Source organism: Methanothermobacter sp., assembly GCF_030055425.1.
GTDB lineage: Archaea > Methanobacteriota > Methanobacteria > Methanobacteriales > Methanothermobacteraceae > Methanothermobacter.
The window spans coordinates 35,056-55,420 of the sequence record NZ_JASFYE010000010.1 but is presented as its reverse complement, the minus strand read 5'-3'; the positions used below and the strand labels follow the sequence as shown (position 1 = coordinate 55,420).

Annotated in this window: 30 protein-coding genes; 14 read left to right on the top strand and 16 right to left on the bottom strand. The window is 47.8% G+C overall.

What is annotated here, in order from left to right:
- The 3 genes from QFX39_RS08875 to aqpM all read left to right on the top strand — a co-directional run.
- The coding region (locus QFX39_RS08875; RefSeq protein ID WP_300479684.1) for a DUF2193 family protein at positions 1-704 on the top strand (704 nt) is incomplete at its 5' end.
- 31 nt (positions 705-735) lie between these two features.
- Complete coding sequence (locus tag QFX39_RS08870; RefSeq protein WP_300479682.1) at positions 736-945, top strand: DUF2180 family protein; 210 nt, start codon at positions 736-738, stop codon at positions 943-945.
- Position 946: 1 nt separating this feature from the next.
- Complete coding sequence (gene aqpM / locus QFX39_RS08865) at positions 947-1,687, top strand: aquaporin AqpM (RefSeq protein ID WP_300479680.1); 741 nt, start codon at positions 947-949, stop codon at positions 1,685-1,687.
- 55 nt (positions 1,688-1,742) lie between these two features.
- Here aqpM and QFX39_RS08860 read toward each other — a convergent pair whose 3' ends face one another.
- The 3 genes from QFX39_RS08860 to QFX39_RS08850 all read right to left on the bottom strand — a co-directional run bounded on the left by QFX39_RS08860 (position 1,743) and on the right by QFX39_RS08850 (position 5,837).
- Entirely contained in the window at positions 1,743-3,116 is a 1,374-nt protein-coding gene (locus QFX39_RS08860) for an MFS transporter (RefSeq protein ID WP_300479677.1), read from the bottom strand.
- Between the two features lie 183 nt (positions 3,117-3,299).
- Positions 3,300-5,159, bottom strand: coding sequence for a glutamate synthase-related protein (locus tag QFX39_RS08855; RefSeq protein WP_300479674.1), 1,860 nt, complete (start codon positions 5,157-5,159; stop codon positions 3,300-3,302).
- Positions 5,160-5,168: 9 nt separating this feature from the next.
- Complete coding sequence (locus tag QFX39_RS08850; protein ID WP_300479672.1) at positions 5,169-5,837, bottom strand: GXGXG domain-containing protein; 669 nt, start codon at positions 5,835-5,837, stop codon at positions 5,169-5,171.
- 149 nt (positions 5,838-5,986) lie between these two features.
- On the opposite strand from QFX39_RS08850, the gene QFX39_RS08845 reads away from it, so the two are divergent.
- Positions 5,987-6,535 (top strand): ArsR family transcriptional regulator, encoded by a 549-nt coding sequence (locus QFX39_RS08845; protein WP_300479669.1) that lies wholly within the window; start codon positions 5,987-5,989, stop codon positions 6,533-6,535.
- 109 nt (positions 6,536-6,644) lie between these two features.
- Here the strand turns inward: QFX39_RS08845 and QFX39_RS08840 are convergent, their stop codons facing one another.
- Positions 6,645-6,866 carry a hypothetical protein gene (locus QFX39_RS08840; RefSeq protein WP_147671043.1) on the bottom strand — a complete coding sequence of 74 codons (222 nt, stop codon included), beginning with the start codon at positions 6,864-6,866 and terminating at the stop codon, positions 6,645-6,647.
- A 161-nt stretch (positions 6,867-7,027) separates the two neighbouring features.
- Here QFX39_RS08840 and QFX39_RS08835 point away from each other — a divergent pair, with 161 nt between their 5' ends.
- Both QFX39_RS08835 and QFX39_RS08830 read left to right on the top strand, forming a co-directional pair.
- Positions 7,028-7,408, top strand: coding sequence for a hypothetical protein (locus tag QFX39_RS08835; RefSeq protein WP_300479664.1), 381 nt, complete (start codon positions 7,028-7,030; stop codon positions 7,406-7,408).
- Between the two features lie 145 nt (positions 7,409-7,553).
- The gene (locus tag QFX39_RS08830; protein ID WP_300479662.1) at positions 7,554-8,120 is read left to right on the top strand and encodes a zinc dependent phospholipase C family protein; all 567 of its coding nucleotides are present in this window, start codon (positions 7,554-7,556) and stop codon (positions 8,118-8,120) included.
- Between the two features lie 58 nt (positions 8,121-8,178).
- Here the strand turns inward: QFX39_RS08830 and QFX39_RS08825 are convergent, their stop codons facing one another.
- The 4 genes from QFX39_RS08825 to QFX39_RS08810 are packed head-to-tail and all read right to left on the bottom strand — an operon-like array spanning position 8,179 to position 10,106.
- Positions 8,179-8,655, bottom strand: a complete 477-nt coding sequence (locus tag QFX39_RS08825; protein ID WP_300479659.1) for a hypothetical protein — start codon at positions 8,653-8,655, stop codon at positions 8,179-8,181.
- 10 nt (positions 8,656-8,665) lie between these two features.
- Positions 8,666-9,793, bottom strand: a complete 1,128-nt coding sequence (locus tag QFX39_RS08820) for a TIGR04083 family peptide-modifying radical SAM enzyme (RefSeq protein ID WP_300479657.1) — start codon at positions 9,791-9,793, stop codon at positions 8,666-8,668.
- 8 nt (positions 9,794-9,801) lie between these two features.
- A complete protein-coding gene (locus QFX39_RS08815) occupies positions 9,802-9,954 on the bottom strand; it encodes a TIGR04165 family Cys-rich peptide (protein ID WP_300479655.1) in 153 nt (50 codons plus the stop codon).
- Between the two features lie 2 nt (positions 9,955-9,956).
- Entirely contained in the window at positions 9,957-10,106 is a 150-nt protein-coding gene (locus tag QFX39_RS08810) for a hypothetical protein (RefSeq protein WP_300479653.1), read from the bottom strand.
- Positions 10,107-10,161: 55 nt separating this feature from the next.
- On the opposite strand from QFX39_RS08810, the gene QFX39_RS08805 reads away from it, so the two are divergent.
- Positions 10,162-10,716 carry a heme-binding protein gene (locus QFX39_RS08805; protein WP_300479651.1) on the top strand — a complete coding sequence of 185 codons (555 nt, stop codon included), beginning with the start codon at positions 10,162-10,164 and terminating at the stop codon, positions 10,714-10,716.
- Positions 10,717-10,730: 14 nt separating this feature from the next.
- Entirely contained in the window at positions 10,731-11,474 is a 744-nt protein-coding gene (locus QFX39_RS08800) for a SagB/ThcOx family dehydrogenase (RefSeq protein WP_300479649.1), read from the top strand.
- A gap of 49 nt (positions 11,475-11,523) precedes the next feature.
- Here QFX39_RS08800 and QFX39_RS08795 read toward each other — a convergent pair whose 3' ends face one another.
- Complete coding sequence (locus QFX39_RS08795; protein WP_300479646.1) at positions 11,524-12,540, bottom strand: pseudomurein-binding repeat-containing protein; 1,017 nt, start codon at positions 12,538-12,540, stop codon at positions 11,524-11,526.
- Between the two features lie 123 nt (positions 12,541-12,663).
- On the opposite strand from QFX39_RS08795, the gene QFX39_RS08790 reads away from it, so the two are divergent.
- On the top strand, positions 12,664-12,840 hold the full coding sequence (locus QFX39_RS08790) for a hypothetical protein (RefSeq protein ID WP_300479643.1): 177 nt from the start codon (positions 12,664-12,666) through the stop codon (positions 12,838-12,840).
- Between the two features lie 102 nt (positions 12,841-12,942).
- On the opposite strand, the gene QFX39_RS08785 is transcribed toward QFX39_RS08790, so the two are convergent.
- Entirely contained in the window at positions 12,943-13,929 is a 987-nt protein-coding gene (locus QFX39_RS08785; RefSeq protein ID WP_300479640.1) for an ATP phosphoribosyltransferase, read from the bottom strand.
- A 73-nt stretch (positions 13,930-14,002) separates the two neighbouring features.
- Complete coding sequence (locus QFX39_RS08780) at positions 14,003-14,512, bottom strand: nitroreductase family protein (protein WP_300479638.1); 510 nt, start codon at positions 14,510-14,512, stop codon at positions 14,003-14,005.
- A gap of 86 nt (positions 14,513-14,598) precedes the next feature.
- Between QFX39_RS08780 and QFX39_RS08775 the strand changes: the two genes are divergently transcribed.
- Positions 14,599-14,823, top strand: coding sequence for a TIGR04165 family Cys-rich peptide (locus tag QFX39_RS08775; protein WP_300479635.1), 225 nt, complete (start codon positions 14,599-14,601; stop codon positions 14,821-14,823).
- Between the two features lie 32 nt (positions 14,824-14,855).
- Here the strand turns inward: QFX39_RS08775 and QFX39_RS08770 are convergent, their stop codons facing one another.
- The 5 genes from QFX39_RS08770 to QFX39_RS08750 all read right to left on the bottom strand — a co-directional run bounded on the left by QFX39_RS08770 (position 14,856) and on the right by QFX39_RS08750 (position 17,499).
- Positions 14,856-15,311, bottom strand: coding sequence for an NUDIX domain-containing protein (locus QFX39_RS08770; RefSeq protein ID WP_300479632.1), 456 nt, complete (start codon positions 15,309-15,311; stop codon positions 14,856-14,858).
- A gap of 67 nt (positions 15,312-15,378) precedes the next feature.
- Entirely contained in the window at positions 15,379-15,543 is a 165-nt protein-coding gene (locus QFX39_RS08765; RefSeq protein ID WP_300479630.1) for a hypothetical protein, read from the bottom strand.
- Positions 15,544-15,673: 130 nt separating this feature from the next.
- Positions 15,674-16,162, bottom strand: a complete 489-nt coding sequence (locus tag QFX39_RS08760) for a histidine kinase dimerization/phosphoacceptor domain -containing protein (RefSeq protein WP_300479628.1) — start codon at positions 16,160-16,162, stop codon at positions 15,674-15,676.
- A complete protein-coding gene (locus tag QFX39_RS08755) occupies positions 16,159-16,446 on the bottom strand; it encodes a hypothetical protein (RefSeq protein WP_300479626.1) in 288 nt (95 codons plus the stop codon). Before QFX39_RS08755 ends, QFX39_RS08760 begins: the two co-directional genes overlap by 4 nt.
- Positions 16,447-16,485: 39 nt before the next feature.
- A complete protein-coding gene (locus QFX39_RS08750; RefSeq protein WP_300479623.1) occupies positions 16,486-17,499 on the bottom strand; it encodes a B12-binding domain-containing protein in 1,014 nt (337 codons plus the stop codon).
- Between the two features lie 68 nt (positions 17,500-17,567).
- On the opposite strand from QFX39_RS08750, the gene QFX39_RS08745 reads away from it, so the two are divergent.
- The 4 genes from QFX39_RS08745 to QFX39_RS08730 all read left to right on the top strand — a co-directional run bounded on the left by QFX39_RS08745 (position 17,568) and on the right by QFX39_RS08730 (position 20,361).
- Complete coding sequence (locus tag QFX39_RS08745) at positions 17,568-17,702, top strand: hypothetical protein (protein ID WP_300479620.1); 135 nt, start codon at positions 17,568-17,570, stop codon at positions 17,700-17,702.
- A gap of 144 nt (positions 17,703-17,846) precedes the next feature.
- Positions 17,847-18,728, top strand: coding sequence for a CBS domain-containing protein (locus QFX39_RS08740; RefSeq protein WP_300479618.1), 882 nt, complete (start codon positions 17,847-17,849; stop codon positions 18,726-18,728).
- Between the two features lie 168 nt (positions 18,729-18,896).
- The gene (locus QFX39_RS08735; RefSeq protein ID WP_300479615.1) at positions 18,897-19,814 is read left to right on the top strand and encodes a deoxyhypusine synthase; all 918 of its coding nucleotides are present in this window, start codon (positions 18,897-18,899) and stop codon (positions 19,812-19,814) included.
- A gap of 19 nt (positions 19,815-19,833) precedes the next feature.
- On the top strand, positions 19,834-20,361 hold the full coding sequence (locus QFX39_RS08730; protein ID WP_300479612.1) for a hypothetical protein: 528 nt from the start codon (positions 19,834-19,836) through the stop codon (positions 20,359-20,361).
- The last annotated feature ends 4 nt before the right edge of the window (positions 20,362-20,365 follow it).

Sequence of the window (20,365 nt, the reverse complement as noted above, 5' to 3'; positions counted from 1 at the left end):
TGCCGGCGTACTGCGTCGGTGACATATCACACCACATAGCCCAGTCCACCTACAACATGTGCAAGGATGATGTGGTGATGGCCATAATCGAGGCAACAACAGGGGTTATGGAAAGCACACTTAACAGTGCGGTCAGCTCCTTTAAGAGCGAATATGATGTGCTGAGCCTTGCAACAGGTTCATCTGCATGTGCAGTTGAATACATACTTGAACTCGACGGATTCAATGCAATCGGTGTTGTTGACCTCCTCACCAAGAGGTTCCACAACTATGTTCAGTTATACCCCACAAGGGGGGCTGCAGCAGAGCTCCACAACAGTGACTTCATGGACATGATATACCGTGGATGGACCCACCTGGATGAGGCAAGGAGGATGCTCAACGGAGCAGAGGGTCCCCTTGAGCCAATGGTCGCTGGACATAAGGTTGACCTCTCACCGATACATGAAAACGAGGTTATAATGAACCCGCAGCGCTACACATACCCTGCCTGCGCAATAACCGTGAGGTTCTCAGCCCTCATGAGACTCGCAGATTACCCATGCCTCCTCACAAGCGAACCTGTAACAGCAACCCTCATGACCAACATAATCGCACTCCATAAGGAGAGCGCAGCATCACCTGCAAGGACCTGTAAGAACTGTGCAGCGGCAGCACTTGTGGACTTCAGGCACAACCACTGCCAGTGGAGAGAGGCTGTATAAGCCTCAAAGTACTTCTTTTTCAGGTGATGATATGAAATGCTATGTATGTGCAGAGCAGGGAAAGGACACCGATGCTGTGGCCATATGCATTGTCTGCGGCATGGGCCTCTGCACAGAACACGCAATACGAGAGGAAACAGAGGTATGGAGTGGTGGCTACCCCTTCCCGGCAGAGAAGGTTGGGGGCACTCTGCCCAGGATACTCTGCCCCTACTGCTACAACGTTATGAAGGAGGACTAGCATGGTATCCCTTACAAAAAGGTGCATCGCCGAGTTTATAGGAACATTTTTCCTGGTGTTCTTTGGTGCAGGGTCAGCCGCGGTGACACTCATGATAGCATCGGGCGGCACATCCCCCAACCCCTTCAATATTGGAATAGGTCTCCTTGGGGGCCTCGGGGACTGGGTTGCAATAGGCCTTGCCTTTGGTTTTGCAATAGCCGCCAGCATATATGCCCTGGGAAACATCTCGGGCTGCCACATAAACCCTGCAGTTACCATAGGGCTCTGGTCTGTTAAGAAGTTCCCTGGCCGTGAAGTCGTACCCTACATCATGGCACAGCTCCTTGGAGCCGCATTTGGGAGCTTCATATTCCTCCAGTGCGCCGGTATAGGAGCGGCCACCGTTGGCGGGCTGGGGGCAACAGCGCCATTCCCGGGGATCAGCTACTGGCAGGCAATGCTTGCAGAGGTGGTTGGTACATTCCTGCTTATGATCACAATCATGGGTATTGCCGTTGATGAGAGGGCCCCAAAGGGATTCGCAGGGATTATAATTGGTCTCACGGTTGCAGGTATAATCACAACAATAGGTAACATAAGTGGAAGCTCACTGAACCCGGCACGTACCTTCGGCCCCTACCTCAATGACATGATCTTCGCAGGCACTAACCTCTGGAACTACTACCCCATCTACGTCATAGGCCCCATAGTGGGGGCGGTTCTTGCAGCACTCACCTACCAGTATCTCACATCGGAATAACTAAACTTTTAATTCTTTTAGTAGAACTAATCACGTGTATATGGTTTTAAAAAAACTAAAGGTTCCTTTTCATGGTAGCAATCTGTTCTTCCCTTCTCTTGAGGCGTGTTGAGAGGAGGAAGATCGTTATGGCGACAAACACAAGGAGGAGGAATGAGTACCTGTAACCACCGGTTCCTCCAATGGATGCCACAACACCCCCGATCATGGCACCCCCCACCAGCTGGCCGGCACTTGAAAGTATATTCAGGAGGGCCTGCCCTGAGGCCCTGTGTTCAGGGGGAGCCTCAGAAAGCATTATGTACCTCAATGGGGCCCCTATAACTGTTATGAGGCCAAGGGCCATGAGAACCTCGGCCAGTATGAAGAGTCCCAGGGTGGATGATAGAAGGGCCATCATCAGGCACCCTGTTATAAGTATGAGGCTACCTGAGACCATCACGGTCCTTGACCCAACCCTGTCAAGCAGGAAACCAATAACAGGTGCCCCAAGGGCCATTGTCATCACAAATGGAAGTAAACTGAAACTGGCCATTGATTCTGATAGTGAAAGGGCAAGGAGGGCATAACTTGGTATGAAGACTATGGCCGACTGTGACAGGCCATTACCTGCGGATATTGCAGTTGCAATCCTGACCTCCCTTTCCCTCAGTAGGTCCACCTGTATTATGGGGTCCCGGGCACTGTTCTCAACGCGCCAGAGGAGGGGTAGAAGTGCTATGGCGATTAGAAGGGGAAGTGAAACGATTGGTCTTGTGATGCTCCCGGGGATATCTGCTGTATCAAGCTGGTTTATGCCAATGGCCAGTGATGTGACAAGGACGGCAAGTATGATGGTCCCCAGGACATCAAAACCACCCTCATCATCTTTAACCGTGACGGGGAGTATGAAGAACCCTGCTATAACAATGATGGCTGCTATTGGGATGTTGATGAGGAAAAGCCACTCCCACCCGTAGGGGAGTATGAAACCTGCAAGCACGGGACCTGCTATTGATGAGAAACCGAATACCGATCCAATGATACCCAGCGCCCTGCCGCGGCTTTCAGGGGGGAACGTGTCCCCTATGAATGCACTTGCAACGGGGAAGATGCCCCCGGCACCGAATCCCTGAAGGGATCTTCCGAGGATGAGAAGGGGATATGATGGTGATAGTGCTGTTATGGCGGATCCCGCAGCAAAGAGGGTTATGTCAAGGATGTAAATGTTTCTCCGACCGTACCTGTCTGAGAGCTTTGCCATGACAGGTGTTCCCACCATGAAGAAGAGTATGTATGATGCAAACATCCATGATGCAAGGCGGGGGTCCACATGGAATGACTTCTCGATTGCAGGAAGCGCCGGACCGATTATTCCTATATCCAGCGCCCCCATGAATACTCCGGCAAAGAGCAGTACCAGTATTATGTTTCTGCTTTTTTTGTCCATGTGAAATATTCAGTGTTCAACCGATAAATCCTTTATCAATTTCACGGAAAGAAAGTTTCCTGGAATTTTGTGGTTGGGATTGTGAAAAAATAATCAAGGGAAAAGAGGGGGTCCTTGAATTTTGTGGTTTAGGGATTGTGAAAAAGATGGGGATTTTGAAAAGGAGAAAGGTTTCAGCGAATCTCACTGGTTTATGAGTTTAAGTCCAGTGATCTCCGCTGTATTGGTGTCCAGTGCACGCAGGTCATCAGGGCTGAATTTCCTTATGTCGTCGTGGCCTGCAAGCTGTGCCAGCATCTTGGCCTCCTCGGTCATGGACTTTATGTAATTGGCAACCCTTCTGGCTGCAAGGTCCACGTCCATCCTTTCCCTGAGGACAGGGTCCTGTGTTGCCACACCAACAGGGCACTTACCGGTGTAGCACATGCGGCAGGCACGGCATCCCATGGCGATCATTGCACCTGTACCGATGTAGACAGCATCTGCACCCATTGCCATGGCCTTGGCAACGTCGGCCCCGCTCCTGATACCACCGGTTATGATGAGGTCAACCTCATCCTTGAGTCCGATGTCATTGAGGCCGTTAACTGCCTGCACAAGGGCTGCAAGGGTTGGAACACCGGTATGCTCTATAACAACCTCAGGTGCAGCACCGGTTCCCCCCTCCATTCCATCAACTGATATCACATCTGCACCGGCCTCGGCGGCGATCTGGACGTCCTCGTAGACCCTTCCAGGTCCAAGTTTGACAACGATCGGCACCCTCCAGTCGGTGACCTCCCTGAGGAGTTCTATGTGCTTTGCAAGGTCACCCTCCCTTGTGGCGTCAAGGAAACGGGCAGGGCTGAGGGCGTCTGTTCCTTCGGGTATTCCACGGATCTTTGCAACCTCAGGGCTCACCTTCTCTGCCAGGAGGTGCCCACCCATTCCAGGCTTTGCGCCCTGACCTATCTTGACCTCTATTGCATCTGCCACGTTGAGGTAATCTGAGGATACACCGAAGCGGCCGCTGGAGTACTGGACCATGAGGTTATCTGCAAGTTCCCTTTCCTCGGGTAGCATTCCTCCTTCACCTGTGTTGGCGCAGGATCCCACGAGGGATGTGCCCTTGGCCATGGCCAGTTTGCTCTCCTTGCTGAGGGCACCGAAGGACATACCCGCGATGAGTACAGGTGTCTGGAGGACCAGTGGCTCCTCTGCGAACCTGTCACCCAGCACCACGCTGGTGTTGCAGGGCTCCCTGTACTTGTCAACCGGGGGAATTGATGCCTGGGCAGGGAGTATTATTATATCATCAAAGTTTGGCAGCCTCCTCTCTGTACCGAATCCCCTGAGGACATATTTACCTGCCTTGGATGTGTACCTGATATCTGCGATTGTCCTGGGGTCCCATATGCTTCCTGCACCGGTTGGCAGGAGAACAGGACATGCTGCAAGACATGACCCACACATGATACACTTGGTCTTATCTATCTCGGCATGGTCCTCAACAATCTCTATGGCGTCTGTGGGACAGACGATTTCGCAGGTACCGCAGAATACACAGAGCCCCTGTGTTGCTGCTGCAAGGTCTGATGATGGTGAGGAGGGTGTTATTGAGCTTGCACTTGGTTTTTTGATTTCAAAGCCCCTCTGAATGTCGTTCACATACTCCATAACGTCAAGTGCCTCCAGGCACCCCTGTTCACAGGCAGCCACACATGCAGGTGTATCCCCGGGGTTTTCCATACACTGCTGGTCACACTTAACCATCCCGTCCTCTGTGTAGGTTATGGCACCTATTGGGCACATGAGCATGCAGAGCTTGCAGCCCACACATGACTCCTGTTCGATCTTCACTGCACCATTTTCCCTCTGGATGGCGTCCCTGAAGCAGCCCCTTGCACATGAAGGATCAACACACTGCTGGCATACGATTGCATGGTATCCTGTGTCCATCTTGTTGAGGAATATGGCACTTTTTCCGAGGACCTCCTCACAGGCCTCCATACACTTGTTACACCCATCACATTTTTCAGGTTCTGTTAAGAGTATCTGCACCATTTAAACCACCTAACCGTAGAATGGACGTATCTCCTTGCGCTGTATTTTTTTGAATTCCTCTGGAGAGGCTTCTATTGAGTATCTGCTGAAGAGTGATGATAGCTTGTCCAGGTCGTCCCTTTCAGGTTCCAGGACCTTTGCATTGGTCCCGGTTTCAAAGTCTCCACCAACGTATATGTTGCCGCCGATTATCCAGTCACCTATGTCCCTACCGCTGTCACCGGTTATTATGAGGTCTCCGCTAAGCATGTAGAGCCCTGCAAGGTCACCTATGTCTCCATCGATTATGATTACACCACCCTTGTTGAGCTGACCGATTCCGTCACCTGCGTCTCCATGGACGACTATTGTTCCGTTGTAGGTTCCAAAACCCACACCATCGTCTGCATCTCCGTATACGATTATTTCCCCCGCGGTCATGTTGTTGCCAACGTATCTCCCGGTTTTTCCATGAATCTCTATCCTGGGTCCGTGGTTGAGGGCCCCAACGAAGTCACCGAACCTTCCATTGAGGATGAATTCTGCCTCCTCCCTTATCCCCACAACAATGGAGTCAAGTTCAGCGTTGCTCTCTATGCTGAATTTTCTTATGTTATCCTTCAGCCCTTCCTTTATCTTCCTGTTGATGTCCCTTGTTGAGAGATCATCACCTGCGATTTTCATCTCCTGAACAGTCATCTAACATCCCCTGTTGTTTAATATGCTTTTATGAACATTTTCCACAGTGCATAATTTAAGGATTCCCATTTCTGGAAATCAGGAATATACAATTATATATTATAATGAGATTATTATCTACTATACTGAGATCTGTAAATGGTGATGGTATGAGGACACTTGTGAGTAACCTGCGGGGAAGGTGCCTCTTTGATGTGGCTGTGAAGGCCCAGATAGATGGGCTCATATCGGTACAGACAGAGGACTTCAATGACACATGTCTCGAGAAATTCATAAAGGGAGGCATTATTCGGGTTGAGGGGAGAAACCCCATTGAGGCCGCCAGAAAGATAGCAGAGGTCATAAGGGGTGCTAAAAAGCATGGGGAGGTCTATGTTGCCTTTGATGGAAGTGAACTTGGAGGTTTACTCTCATTTCTGGCCCACCGTGAGGGGGTGGCTGGTATCTACACGTGTTTTGGGGATTCTGCTGTGCGTCTTCCCCCACTGAAACTTGATATATCTGATACCAGGCTCAGGATACTGGAGGCCCTTGAGGAGGAAAGCCTCAACGCGGTTTTAATTGCAAGGAAGGTCGGCATTTCAAGGGCTATGGTCTACAAGCACCTATCAGGTCTGATGGAGATGGGACTTGTGGAGCAGTCCCAGATGTTTGATAGATACTCCATTACAGATGCAGGTAAACTTGTTATAATCTAATGGAGGTTAAAGGTTTACAAAAAAGGAGTTGGTTTAGGTTTTGGTATCAACCGGCGCAGTTTTACAAAAAAGGAGGTTTTTGAAGTGGTTATCAATACAGTGGAAATGTCTATTCCATGGGGTATCCAACCCTGAGCCTGTAGGATGCCCTCTCACTTATAAGTACAGTACCCGGCACAAAGAAATCATCGAATTCCGCAACCTTCTGCTTCATACAGGGCTTCAACTCATCCTTACTGGCATATGAAGCACATTCATCACTCTCCAGTATACCCTTCCTGACAAGTTCAATGTACCTCATCTTCAGAGTTTCATCATCAAGAACGCTCATCATAATCACCAATATCTACTATATTCCAGCAATATATATATTTTTTGCAGTGCAATCTCCATGAGGTATAAGTATTTATACTATATTGGACAATATCATATACAATGTTCAGAAAAATAAATTTCTGGAATCATAATAAAAAAAGAGTTAAGGGGCCTGAAATGATTAAAAGACCTTTAAATTACAGTAAAAATGATGAGAAATATTTCATAACGTTAAAAACCGTTGTTGAACACCTCAGAGATCATGGATACGATTTAAAGGTGAATAACGGTAAAAAGAAACTCAGACCACGTATGCTGAAGGGGTTCCTGCCTGATGTCCATGCCCTTAATGGCTCCGATGAAATTGTTGTTGAGATAAGCACCGATAATAGTGATATAAGGAAATGGAGAAGATTTGCATACACCGATGGCATCAGGTTCTGGATAGTTGCACCCTACCCAATCGCAGATTCTGTGAAAACCTGTGTTGAGACATTTTCAATACCCGCAGAGGTTTACGCCTGCAACGGTACCATGAAACTCAAGAGGGTACTGTAAATTTTTTATTAACAGGGGTGTTCATCATAAAAAGTTAACCTTCATCATAAATTTTTTTATTAATTCACACGCTATCTCACAAAAGGTTTATATGGGGAGAACCTAATTATTTCTATAAAAATTCTCTGATCACTGTGAGGTTAAGATGAGGTCTATTTTTATAGCTGCGGTCCTGATTCTTGTGGCATCACAGATTCAGGGGACATCGGCCTGGTCTGTAAAGAATCACCATGATATTGCAGAGGGGGTCTACCATGCAATGCCCTCTGATGTTCAAAACCGTCTGAGTCTTGATGAGATGAAGAATGGTGCAGACGACCCTGACACGGTTTTCTTTGATTTTGAATATCATGTATACCCATATAACCTTGAAAAGGCCAGGTTCTGGCTAAATCAGGGTAAGATCAGCTATGATTCAGGTAACTACAGTTATGCCAGCTACTGCTATGGTGTTGCAAGCCACTATATCTCTGATGGCATCTGCGGTCCACACACATCCCCGGGATCCAGCAGGTACCTCCACACGGTCTATGAGATACGTGCAATGATGCTTGAACCTGTAATGGGTCCTGTCCCTGATGACCCTGAAATGGAGGCAATGAAACTCTGGAGTTCCTGGGTTTCCGAGGGTGATGACTCATGCATAGCAGGGGCACTTGACCTGGCATGCAGTGTATCCTGTAAGGAGATCATGAACTCAATAGGGTCCTGATACTCTTTTTTCCCAAATTTTGAGATTGTAGTGGTATATGGGTCTTTTTAAAGTGGGTTTAGCCAAATGTTGAGGCTATCCAGTCACCTGTGTAGTGTGTTATCACTATAATCAGGATTGCCACCATGAGATGCTCACCAAGAACCCTCCAGAGGGGAGCATTCTGTGACCCTGCAATATGTACACTAAGGATACCCAGAAGTAGAAGGCCCCAGATGACTGACACTGCAATTGCAACTGTCAGATCCAGCAAAAGAACAGGTAAGAGGAATGTGATGGCAAAGACGAATTTGCTCATGAAGGTTGCAATGGTGGACTCCCACACCTCAACTTCGCTGTGCCTGTTCTCGGACTCCTCGGCGATGTGTATACCCATGGCATCAGAAAAGGCGTCTGCTATTGCTATTGTGAGCACACCTCCAATAACCGCAAGCCTGGAATGGGTACCTGAATGGAGTCCCACCATAAGGCCAAGGGTGGTTATTATGGCCGATGTAAGACCAAAACTGAAACCTGTCTTTAGTGAATGTCTCATGGTTTTACAACTATTTCATCATTATATCCAGCACGCCTGGTTTTGATTCCTTCTTCTGCCCTCCGAGGATTCCAGATTCAAGAAACTCCCTGTTGGCCCTCCTGTTGATCTCAGTGAAGATCATCCTGTAGGCCTGGCACTGATGGTCCACACCATCTATCCTCCGCACTCCATTCTCCACTGTTATGGAATTGTATGGGCAGCCACCAAGGCAGTATCTGTAGAATTCACAGTCACCGCATTCATCATCAACCATTTTTCTCCACTCATAGAGGGACCTGAGGGCATCACTTTCATTGAGATCCTCCATGCTGGGCCTATCAGATACGTTACCCATTGTGTAATCCTTCATGCCCACGAAGCGATAACAGGGGTATATGTCCCCGTAGGGGTCAACTGCAAAGGTATTACCCACACAGTCCGCGTGTGTGCACACAACACCCCTCCGGAGGAACGCGCTCTTTGCAAAGTGGTCAATGTTCTGTATCTCGATTTCACCGAAGTGCTCAAGGTACCTCTCAAGGAGGTAGAGGAGGAGATCCCCGTACTCCTCTGCGGTTATGGCCCACTCCTCAGGGTCAGGGCTCTTGAGGGAGGGGAGGGCCGGGTGGAGCTTCATGTTCATCTTATTTTCAAGGAAGAACTCGAATATATCCTCCTTTCTCCTTATGGAGTAGGAGGTGAATGTGCTTATGAAGCTCACCTTCAGACCGTGCCTCCTGGCTATCTCATACCCCTTCATGGTTTTATCGAAGTAACCATCACCCCTCTGGTGATCATTTATCTCCCGCGGACCATCAAGGCTTGAGCCGATGGGTATGCTGTACTCTGCAAAGAGCTCCGCGAGTTCGTCGGTCATGAGCCACAGGTTTGTCTGGATGGCAAATGCGGGCTTTAGAAAATCGAGTTCAGTGGATATCAGCTGCAGGGTTTTCCTGTAAAATTCGTAGCCTGCAAGGAGAGGTTCTCCCCCATGGAAGGTGAAGGTGGCTGGTTCTCTTCTGAAATCCCTCAGCCACGAAACCATTTCCCTCACTGTTTCAGTGTCCATCACCTTGGAGTCCCGGTCAACGCCCCAGCAGTAGCTGCAGTCGGAGGGACAGTTCATTGAGGGGATGATCATAACATGGAATGCCATTCCATCACCTAATCAGCGGTTTCAAAGACATGGCCACACCTTTCACAGACGATTTCCTTCATGGACGTCCTTGACTTGTGCTCATCCATGAATCTTCTCTTAACAACCTTGTCCCTGCAGCCGCAGACAGGGCACTCCTTCAAAAACTCCTCCATCTTCATGGTCAGACCTCTATTATCTCTTCCACCACATATTTACCGCCACAGGGACACTCCTCTATTCGATCTCCAATGTGATAGGGTGGTGTTTTACCTTCAACCTCAAGGGTTCTCTTAGCCCTGCAGAGGTCACAGTAAGCTTCGACTATCCACATCATGTAACCTAGATATATATGGTCTGATATATAAGGTTGTAAGGGGGTTGTTTTTTTGACTGAGAGTCCAGACTATGAGGTTGAACTGGAGGACGGTGACTTTGAGATAAGGCGCTATCCAGGCTACATACTGGCGCAGGTGGATGTTGAGGGGAACTTCAGGGATGCGATGCTGAGGGGATTTTCCATCCTTGCAGACTACATATTCGGGAATAACAGGCGCAGGGAGGAGATTCCAATGACATCCCCAGTAACTGGAGTCAAACTGGGGGAGAAGATACCAATGGCAGCACCCGTGACAGAGGAGAAACTGGATGATGGGGGAGTCTACAGGATATCGTTTACTATGCCATCATCATACACACTTGAAACACTTCCAGAGCCCAGTGACAAACGTATAAGGTTCAGGGCTGAGAAGAATCAGAGGTTTGCGGCCTATAAATTTTCAGGAAGGGTAAATGAGAGAATGGTGGAGGAAAAAACCGGTGAATTCAGGGAATGGCTCAGAAAAAATTCCATAAAACCCAGATCAGGATTCATAGTTGCCCAGTACAACCATCCTGCAGTCCCTGGTTTCCTGCGGAGGAATGAGATCCTTGTGAAGATATGAATGGGGAGATTCTGATGAATGAGATTGAAAGAAACCGTTACTTCCTGAAGGACAGTGTAAGGAAGAGGATAGATTTTTCAAAAACACCCCAGAGCATGGGGGTGGCTGCACCACCATTTGAGAAGCCATGGCCAGAGGATGCTGAAATGATTGACCTCCCGGTACTTGACTGGGCCGAAATGGTGGATGTGAATATTGTGAGCTGCATAAGAAACCGTAAGAGCCGCAGGAGTTACACTGACAGGCCCCTGAAACTTGAGGAACTCTCTTTTCTTCTCTGGGCCACCCAGGGGATAAGGATGGTTGCAGGGCAGAGCGCCTTCCGCACAGTCCCCTCAGCCGGCTGCAGGCACACCTTTGAAACCTACCTTGCGGTTTTCAATGTGGAGGGCCTAGAGGTGGGCCTCTACAGGTATATACCATCGGTGCACCGGTTGCTGGTGGAGTACCTTGATGATAACCTCTCCCAGAGGGTAGTGGAGGCGTCCTTCAATCAGCGCTTCACCGGAGAATCCGCTGTGACATTCATCTGGACCACGGTACCATACAGGATGGAGTGGAGGTATGGTCTTGCAGCCCACAGGGTGATACTCATTGACGCAGGTCATGTCTGTCAGAACCTCTACCTTGCCTGTGAGGCTATAGGTGCCGGTACCTGTGCGGTTGCAGCCTATGACCAGGAGTACCTTGATGAGGTGCTGGGGGTTGATGGTGTGGATGAATTCGCCATTTACATGGCGCCGGTTGGAAAGGTTTAAGAAAAAATTGAGGTTTGGTGTTACCTTCACTAGGGAGCCACTCAAAAAATTAGATTTTCACGGATGATGGTAGCTGCATTTTTTCACTGGATGTATGGGTCCTTGTAATCCCTGAGTACATTCTGAGGAGGTCCCTGTAGCCTATTATCCCATTTTCAAATCGTATATAGTTTGGTGCCCTCAGGTACCTTCTCATGTATCTGTTGACATCGGCTGCAAGTTTCCGGTATTGGGTCCTTGAGAGGTAACCATGGAATGTGCTCTTAACACCGGGATTTGAGGGTCCCCTTACCTTCAGGTATCTTATGGGCCCGTTCATGTAGTCTGTTACCATGAGAAGGAATGTCTCTGGTCTGTAACCATTGTAGGTCCTTTTGAGTTTTCTGCCGTTTTTCAGGTCAGTGTGTATTCCATCAGCCACACGGGCCATCACTGCAGGGTCAATGCTGTGGTAGGCTATGAGTTTGCTGTTGTAGAATCTTCCATTCTTCTGAATCATCCCTGGGCTTTGATTCAGAATTCTCATGATCTCCGATGCTATGAACCGGCACTTCTCCTCCCAGGAGGCACCTGGACAGTCAATGTTTGGTTGTATGATCCTGACACCTGCGGAGGTGAGGAAACTGTAGGGATACCTTATACCTGCAAAGTACTTTGTGGAGAAGTTATCGTCCCATGCCCTCCTAAGCATGTAGGTATTTTTGAGGTTGAGTCTCCCGGTGTTTACAAATATAACACCCTTGGATGTGGTTGCTGCAAGTTTAGCGACTTCCCTCATTGCCCCCGGGCAGGAGGCTGCAAGGTAAACCGCTACTCCTCCCTGAGGAGTGCAGTTTATTGCACGGCAACCCTCACCAGGTTTCGGGGCTTTGGGGTCCACTGTAACATTGTGTTCGCTTTCGTTTTCAATGCAGCTCTTGATGAGGTTGAGGTTTTCAATGTCAGAGGAGCAGTTGCCTGTTATGCAGTCTGAGGTGAGGAATATATCAACTGCCGCAGCACCACTGATATTCACTGAAAAAAGGACAAGGGCTGTCATGAACAGTATAATTCCCTTTAATCGCAAACTATCACCTTTATAAACCTCTATTCGTGGCCCTTTAAGTAATTTTTCAGGAAGATTTATATAAGATGAGGTTCTACATATTAAGCCCCGAATCTTTTCCTATAATTCTTTAATGGTGATAATTTGGTTCCTGAGATAAAACAGAAGTGTTTGATCTGCGGTGAGCAGTGGATTGATGGAAAAGATACATGTCCATACTGCGGAGGCAAAAATAAGACTGCAAGTATAGATTCAAAGAATGATCTTGCTCTGCTTCGATCACTTAACAGCATCCTGAAAAAGGAGAAGGTTTCAGAGTAAACCTCTCAAACCTTTTTAATTTGTATATCTGAAAAAGAAAATCAGATAACCCATATCGTGTACTGTTTTATGTTTTCATGTACTATTCTGATGCTCTGAATCCTATCTTATATACTGTTTCACGTTTTCCCGTACTATTGCTGATGCTCCGAAGCCCTTTATCTCTTCAAGCATTTCAGGGAATCTCCTTTTATCTATGAGGACGTTGATCTGTGAAAATTCCCGGCCTGCAACAACGGTTGGCTCATCTGAGCAGTACTCCATCTTCATGAGGAACTCAACCACATCCTCTGCCCTGTGGTTTGCTATGTTGAACTTAACATCAAAGTAGTTCCTGGCCTTGGTGGCACCGTAGAGCTGTTTGAATATCATCTCAGCCTTTTCAAGTTTTTCACCGGTGCATGATGGTCCCGCATAGAGCCCTGCGCTTGATTCCATTATGGTGTCAATTATCTTGAGTCCAGCCTTTCTAAGACTGCTCCCTGTCTGGGTGTTGTCCACTATCAGGTCTGCACCCTTGGCGATGTAAACCTCGGTTGCGCCATCAGAGTTTATTATCTGGACCATCTCATTGTCGCCATCCCTGAGGCCCCTTATCTGCACCACGGGTCTTGAGTCACCGAAGAGTTTCCTGTAGCCGGGATTCTTCATGAAAAAGTCCCTTGTGAGGTTGGGATACTCTGTGAAACATAGTATGGGGGTTTTCCTATCAGCATTTTTCAGGAAGAAGTCCTCCAGGGAGATGTAGGGTTCATCTCTGGGAAGTGCAACTATAAGCCTTGTCTGACCGTAATCAAGGTCCCCTATCTTTTTTATGGATTCATCGCCACTGTTTATGGATTCCTCACGCACCCAGTCCTCGCCGATTATTGCAATATCAAGCATTTCACGGTTGAGCTCCACCGGGGCACTCTGGGGCCTTGTGAGGTAAGCCTTTATCTCCGGATCGTTGGTGATCTCTATTTCGTTTTCTTCACGTCCAGGTTCGTAGCCCTTAACCTCATAACCGGCGTCCTTGAAGAGCCTGTAGGTGTTTCCACGGTTAACATTGTTCAAACTACCCTTGGGTAATCCCAGAACTATCTTCATAGTGTTCACCTGTAATCCTGATGATCTTGACCTTTTAACATCTAATGTCCAGGAGCATCAATTAATTGACTTCTCACCATTTTTCAATATGTATCCTTTCAGGGTCAAACAGATCCCTTGTCCCTGGATCCTCCGCAGGGTAACCTATGGGTATAACTGAGAAGGGTATAACGTGGTCTGGAATCTGGAACAGCCTTCTTATACCCTCAACACGGTCTTCAAGGGGGTATACGCCTGTCCAGACCGCACCAAGACCAAGGGAGTGGGCTGCAAGCAGTATATTCTGTGAAGCAATGGAGCAGTCCTGCACCCAGAATCCAGGGAATTTTTCAAGGCTGGTGTCACAGCATACTATAATTGCAACGGGGGCATCCTTTACCATTGCCCCGTAGGGATGCACCTCCGGTATCTTCTCAAGCATATCCCTGTTTTTCACCACTATGAAGTGCCAGGGTCTCTGGTCAACAGCTGATGGTCCGCACATGGCCGCCTCCAGTATCTTATGGATCATTTCATCTGGCACGTCTCTCTTGGTGTATTTCCTTATGCTTCGTCTTGTTTTAATTGCTTCGAGGACTTCCATTTTTCTCACCCTAAGACTATATGGATGGTGACCTTTATATGTTGGAAGGTTCATAATAGTTCTATAGAATACGAACGAGTGATAACATGAGGGTTGAAGATTTAAAAAAGCCATGTCCTGAGTGCGGTGAAGTGGATAAGGACGTCTCAACGGTTAAATACCCCCAGAATAAGGAAAAACTGAAAGAGGCAAGCATACCTGAGGACCAGGAGATAGTTGGGGCCATAAAGTGCAGTAAATGTGGATACGTATTTGAGTACTGTGAAGGAGGAAAGTGCAGCATAGAGGTTAAGAAGGTTTCAATTGATTAGGGAGATGTTCAAGAAGCCTGCTGGATCAGTATTCAGTGCCTTCTTATGAATCCAAGAATATTTCTGAAACCTGACCCTTCACTTTTTCTTTCTACCTTTATATCCTTCACAAAGTCCGCGAGCCAGTCTGCAAGTCTGTATTTCGAAAGACCAGCCGGTTCAACCCACGCAAAGCCCTCATGTTCGTGGCTCAGCTTCACATTACCCGAGGCTTTGCACCTGATTATTATATGAACAGCGTTTATTATAGGGAACTTCTGTTCAACAACCCCCATAACCTCACCGGGGGTGATTTCAAGGTCTGTTTCCTCCCTGACCTCCCTTTTGAGGGCCTCCTCAAGGGACTCGCCGGTACCCACCTTTCCACCGGGAAGCTCCCATGTGGATGGGTTGGTCTTTGAATTTTCAGATCTTTTGATTATGAGAACCCTTCCGTTATCATCCTCAATGAATGCCCTAACAGCCAGTATATAAACACTTCCCACCATAAAAATCCCTGTTTATGATTGGGGCTCTAAATATATAAACTGGGTATCGATTGCAATGTTTGCTGGGCTACTTCCAGTCCCGGAATTCAATTGAGAAACGGGTCCCACCCTCTGATTCAACTTTGAGGTTACCATTTATCTGGTCAGTAAGGCTTCTTACAAGCTGCATACCCATACTGGATGTGCTGTGGAGGTCAAAGTTCTCTGGAAGACCCACACCGTCATCTTCCACCGTAATAACGTAACTGTCATCCTCTTTTTTAAATGAAACCCTTATTCTACCTTTTTTCCCTCAGGGAATGCGTGTTTGATTGCATTTGTGAAGAGCTCATTTACAATGAGTGCCAGGGGGACAACCGTGTTTATATCGAGTTCAGCTTCATCTTATCTGTCTCAAGGGCTATGCGGCCTGGATCCGATAGGAATGTCTGGTAGAGGTCCCTCACAAGTCCCCTCAGGTATTCGCCGAAGTCCACCCTCTGGTGTTTACCTGAGGTGTAAAGCCGCTCATGAAGCATGGCCATTGCCCTGGCCTTTGACTGGGCCTCCCTGAAGAGCATGAGATCATCCCTATCCTTCACATACCTTGACTGGATATTGAGGATGCTTGAGATTATCATGAGGTTGTTTTTGACCCTGTGATTTATCTCCCGGAGGAGCATCTCCTTCTCCTTGAGGGCTCTCTCAAGTTCCAGGTTCTTCTTTAGAAGTTCTCTTCTGGCTGCAGAGAGCTGGTTGTTTAGCCTTGTGAGTTCATCAAAAAGTTCTTCCTTTACATCCCCACCAGCAGATGGACCCATTTCTGGTGTTTCAGGCAGCTCAGTATCAACAAGGCGGTAGATTTTTATCATATCTCCTTTCTGGCCGCACCAACAGCGTAGATCCTTTCATCAGCCATGAAACCTGAAAAGTGGTAGGTCTTAAGGTTCTTTAAATTCAGTTCCCAGTTATAGGCGGCCCCTTTATCATTGATCTCCTGGATGAAAAGGGAGGCCTTTGCCTGGCTACCCATGTCCATGAGATCAACGAAGGATTCCATGGTCAGGGGTACGTCGGAGCAATGGTCTATTATCTTCTCAATGAATCCATCCTTCCTCAGGATAAGGAAAACACCTTCAGGTCCATTATTATTCATTCTATAACCTTCAATAGCTTAAAGTCTAAACAGAATCTTCTATTCTGTTTTCAGGAATTCTTCAGCCACCCTCACGGCGCTGGAGGCACTGGCGGCGTGCAGATCGGCTCCGACCTTCCTCCAGAGTTCAGTGTCCACATTGAATGGGTAGCCGCCCACCATTACAGGGGGAGAATCATCCAGTTCCCCAAGCAGTTTCATGAGACTTCTCACATGTCCAACGTTGAAGGTCATGGTGGCTGATACAGCAACAAGGTCCGGCTTCAGTTCGTCCACGATCTTCCTGAAATCCTCTGGCGGTGTGCTTGCCCCCAGGTAAACAGAATCCCAGCCATTGATTTCAAAGAAATCACTGACCATCCTTATTCCTATCTCATGCAGCTCATTGTTAACGCATGCAGCAACAAGCCTGAGGTTCTTCCGCTCTGATGCCTGGTATATGTACGGGTAGAGTTCTGACATTATCATCTGCGTAACTGACATTGCATAGTGTTCATGGGCAACCGATATCTGGCTGGTCTGCCATAGCCTGCCGATTTCATGCTGGACAGGCTCAAAAACATGGAGGTATATGTCCTCAACATTCACACCGGAGTTCAGGGATGAGATTATGAGGTCCCGGGCCTTTTTTGCCTCTGTATTCAGAACAAGTTCAAGGTACTTCTCTGCAAGGTCCCTCAGGGGCTGATCCCTGATGTAGCTTGGTGGTTTATGTTCCATTTCAAGTTTCCTGAGGGAACCTGAGATGTAACTGGAAGCAAGGGAAGCGGTTTCATCATCTAAAATTTCCAGCATAACCTTTTCTATACTTTTAAGCGAACCCCTGAGGCACTCTTCAGGGAGCCCAAGGTTCCTCAGAAGGACATCGGCCCAGAGGACATAGTCCTCAAAGAGTTCTGGACTTGAATTTCTGATGGCCTCCTCCAGGTAGTCCAGATGGTAATTTATGTCCTGTATGCAGAGCTCCATATCCTCAGGACTTACGAGCCCTTTCCCCTTAAGATCGTCATATACGGCTGATACAAGGGATTCCCTTGAAACATTGATCCCCATTAATAACACCCCAATATATTTAAGGTGGAACCTCAATAAGAGATTTATCATTTTTTGCAGTGTTAAATATGAAGTCATCGGAAGGTTTCAGAATAATTTCAACCACAGGAGAATGTCCGGAATGTGTCTACAGATGCGAGGTTGTCCTTGAGGATCTTGGAGAGATTAAGCTTTACTGCAGGCACCCCATGGGGCCGGGGTAGCCCCTCACACTGCATATACTTTAAGAGGGATAGGAAAATCAGCAGATGATCAGTTTTTAAGATTTACAATGGATACAACATGAAAAAACATATTAATTAAAAATAATTATAATTATTATTCATAATAGATCATCAGGTGTTAAGATGCTTACCTCTGTTCAGAAGGAAATACTCCAGACACTCATCAACCTCTACAGGAATTCAAACGGCAAATCCATTAAGGGTGAGGAGATAGCAGCCATAATGAACCGCAATCCGGGCACAATAAGAAACCAGATGCAGTCCCTTCGCAGCCTGGGACTTGTGAAGGGCGTTCCCGGACCTCGCGGGGGATACAAGCCAACCATAAAGGCCTACCATCAGCTGAACATATCATCAAGTGGTAGGGAAACTGCCGTCCCCATCTACAGGGGCGGTGAGAGAATCGACGACCTTTCGGTTGCAAAGATAGAGTTCACAAGCATCCCTGACCCGGGGGAGTGTGAGGCTGCAATAAAACTGGTTGGCAGCATAAGGAAACTTGATCTGGGCGATAGAGTGCGCATAGGCCCAACACCTGTTAACAAACTCATTGTTGACGGGGTTGTAGTGGGGAGGGATGATATGGATAACATAATCCTCCTTGACACCACCGCCATAAGGAGCATACCCAAGAGGACGGTTGAGGAGGTTGCAACCCGTGAACTTGTGACACTCCCCCCTGATATAAGTGTGAAGGATGCCGCGGTTAAACTATCGTCACTGGGAATCGAGGGGGCCCCGATAGTGGAGGACGATGAGGTGAAGGGCATAGTTACCCTCAGTGACATAACAGCATCCATAGCAGAGGGTACCGAGAACCTCCCTGTCTCAGAGATCATGTCAAAGAATATAATAACGGTTAAACCTGAAATGATGATATCTGATGCAATAGAAATCATGAACAAACACAATATAGGGAGACTGATCGTTACAGACAGTGAGGGTAAACTTTCAGGTATAATAACCCGTACAGATATCCTTGACAGTATAGCGGGTCTCGATTGAGACTTCAGTTTTTCCTGATTTTTAAGTAGATACCGCAAAATCAGGATCATATCAGAGATCTGAATATTTAATTAGAGATCCGAATATAATTAATGTGCAACAATTCTGCAGTTCTCTGGTGCTCATGCATGAGTTAACCGTATTTATCACTAACGGGAAGTGTTACTTTTGAATGTAAATCATATGAATATAAAACCCGACATGAAGGCAGGGGACCTTATAAGGGAGATGGGGCGGTCAGGGGTCCTTGGAGCAGGCAGGGTCCACAGGGCAGCAGGACTGCTCCGTGAGATGATTGATGACACTGAAATGGGAGTATTCATGAGTGTGGCAGGACCACTGGTGCCCGGCGGGATGAGGAGGATCATAAGGGATCTCATAGATCAGAAGGTTATAGCAGCACTCATAACAAGCGGTGCTAACCTTACCCATGACCTCCTTGAGGCCTTTGGAGGCGCCCATTACAGGGAATACGGGTTCGATGATGAAAGGCTTCATGAGGAGGGGATAGGCCGTATAGGTGACATATATACAAGGTCCGAGGACTTTGAGGTCTTTGAAGCCAGAATGCAGGATATTTTCTCATCAATATTCAAATCAAAACCACATATCTCAATTCAGGAACTAATTGACGAGATAGGGGGTCATCTGAAGGATGAGATGTCCATCATAAGAACGGCCCACCTGAGGGGTGTTCCCATCTATGCCCCGGGGATCATCGACAGCATGCTTGGCCTCCAGCTCTGGATGTACACACAGGACAACAGGGCATGCCTAGATTCTGTGAGGGATATGCACAGCCTCTCTGACCTTGTGTTCAGTCATGAGAGGATAGGGGCTGTTATACTTGGAGGGGGACTTCCAAAGCATTACACACTGGCATCCACCCTCCTCAGGGGTGGTGTGGACGCCGCGATCCAGATAACCATGGATCGAAGTGAAACTGGAAGCCTCAGCGGTGCCCCCCTCGAGGAGGCCAAATCTTGGGCCAAGGCACAGGCGGGTTCGAATCTTGTAACGGTGGTTGGGGATGCAACTGCCCTGTTTCCACTTATACTTTCAGCTGCACTTTCTGACAGTGATTGATTGGGTTTGAGGTCCTTTCATGATTGAACTTCTTTTTCCTGTTTCAGGTTTCCTGATGAAGGTTGCGGATGACGCCGAGGATGAGTGGGGAAGGCCCCTCACAGGCATGGTTGCCGGCGCCCTCTGCGGGCTTTCATCTGGTGTTCTCTCCACCGCTGATACGGCTGCTGCATGTATATTCCTCGGGATATTTGCGGGTACCCTTCTATCATGTAAGATAGACTGCCCCAGCCACGTGCTCGCCGCCGCGGTATTTTTTCTGGTCCTTTTTTTTGGGGAAGTGCCTCCACTGAGCATCCCGGCTCTTGTTGCATGTACAGCAGGGGCATATATTGATGAATATGGTAACGATAACCCAGGGGTATACGAAAAGGGCCGTTTTTTCAGGTTTTTCTTTGATTACAGGTTCTCCCTCAAGGCTGTAATAGTCCTCCTTGCTGTTATTTCACTCCTTGAAGTTTCAGATACCGGTTTTGGTCCTGCAACGGTCCTCTTTTTCATACTCTTTGAGGTCGCCTATGAAATTGCAGGAACAATAAGGATTTAAGAGT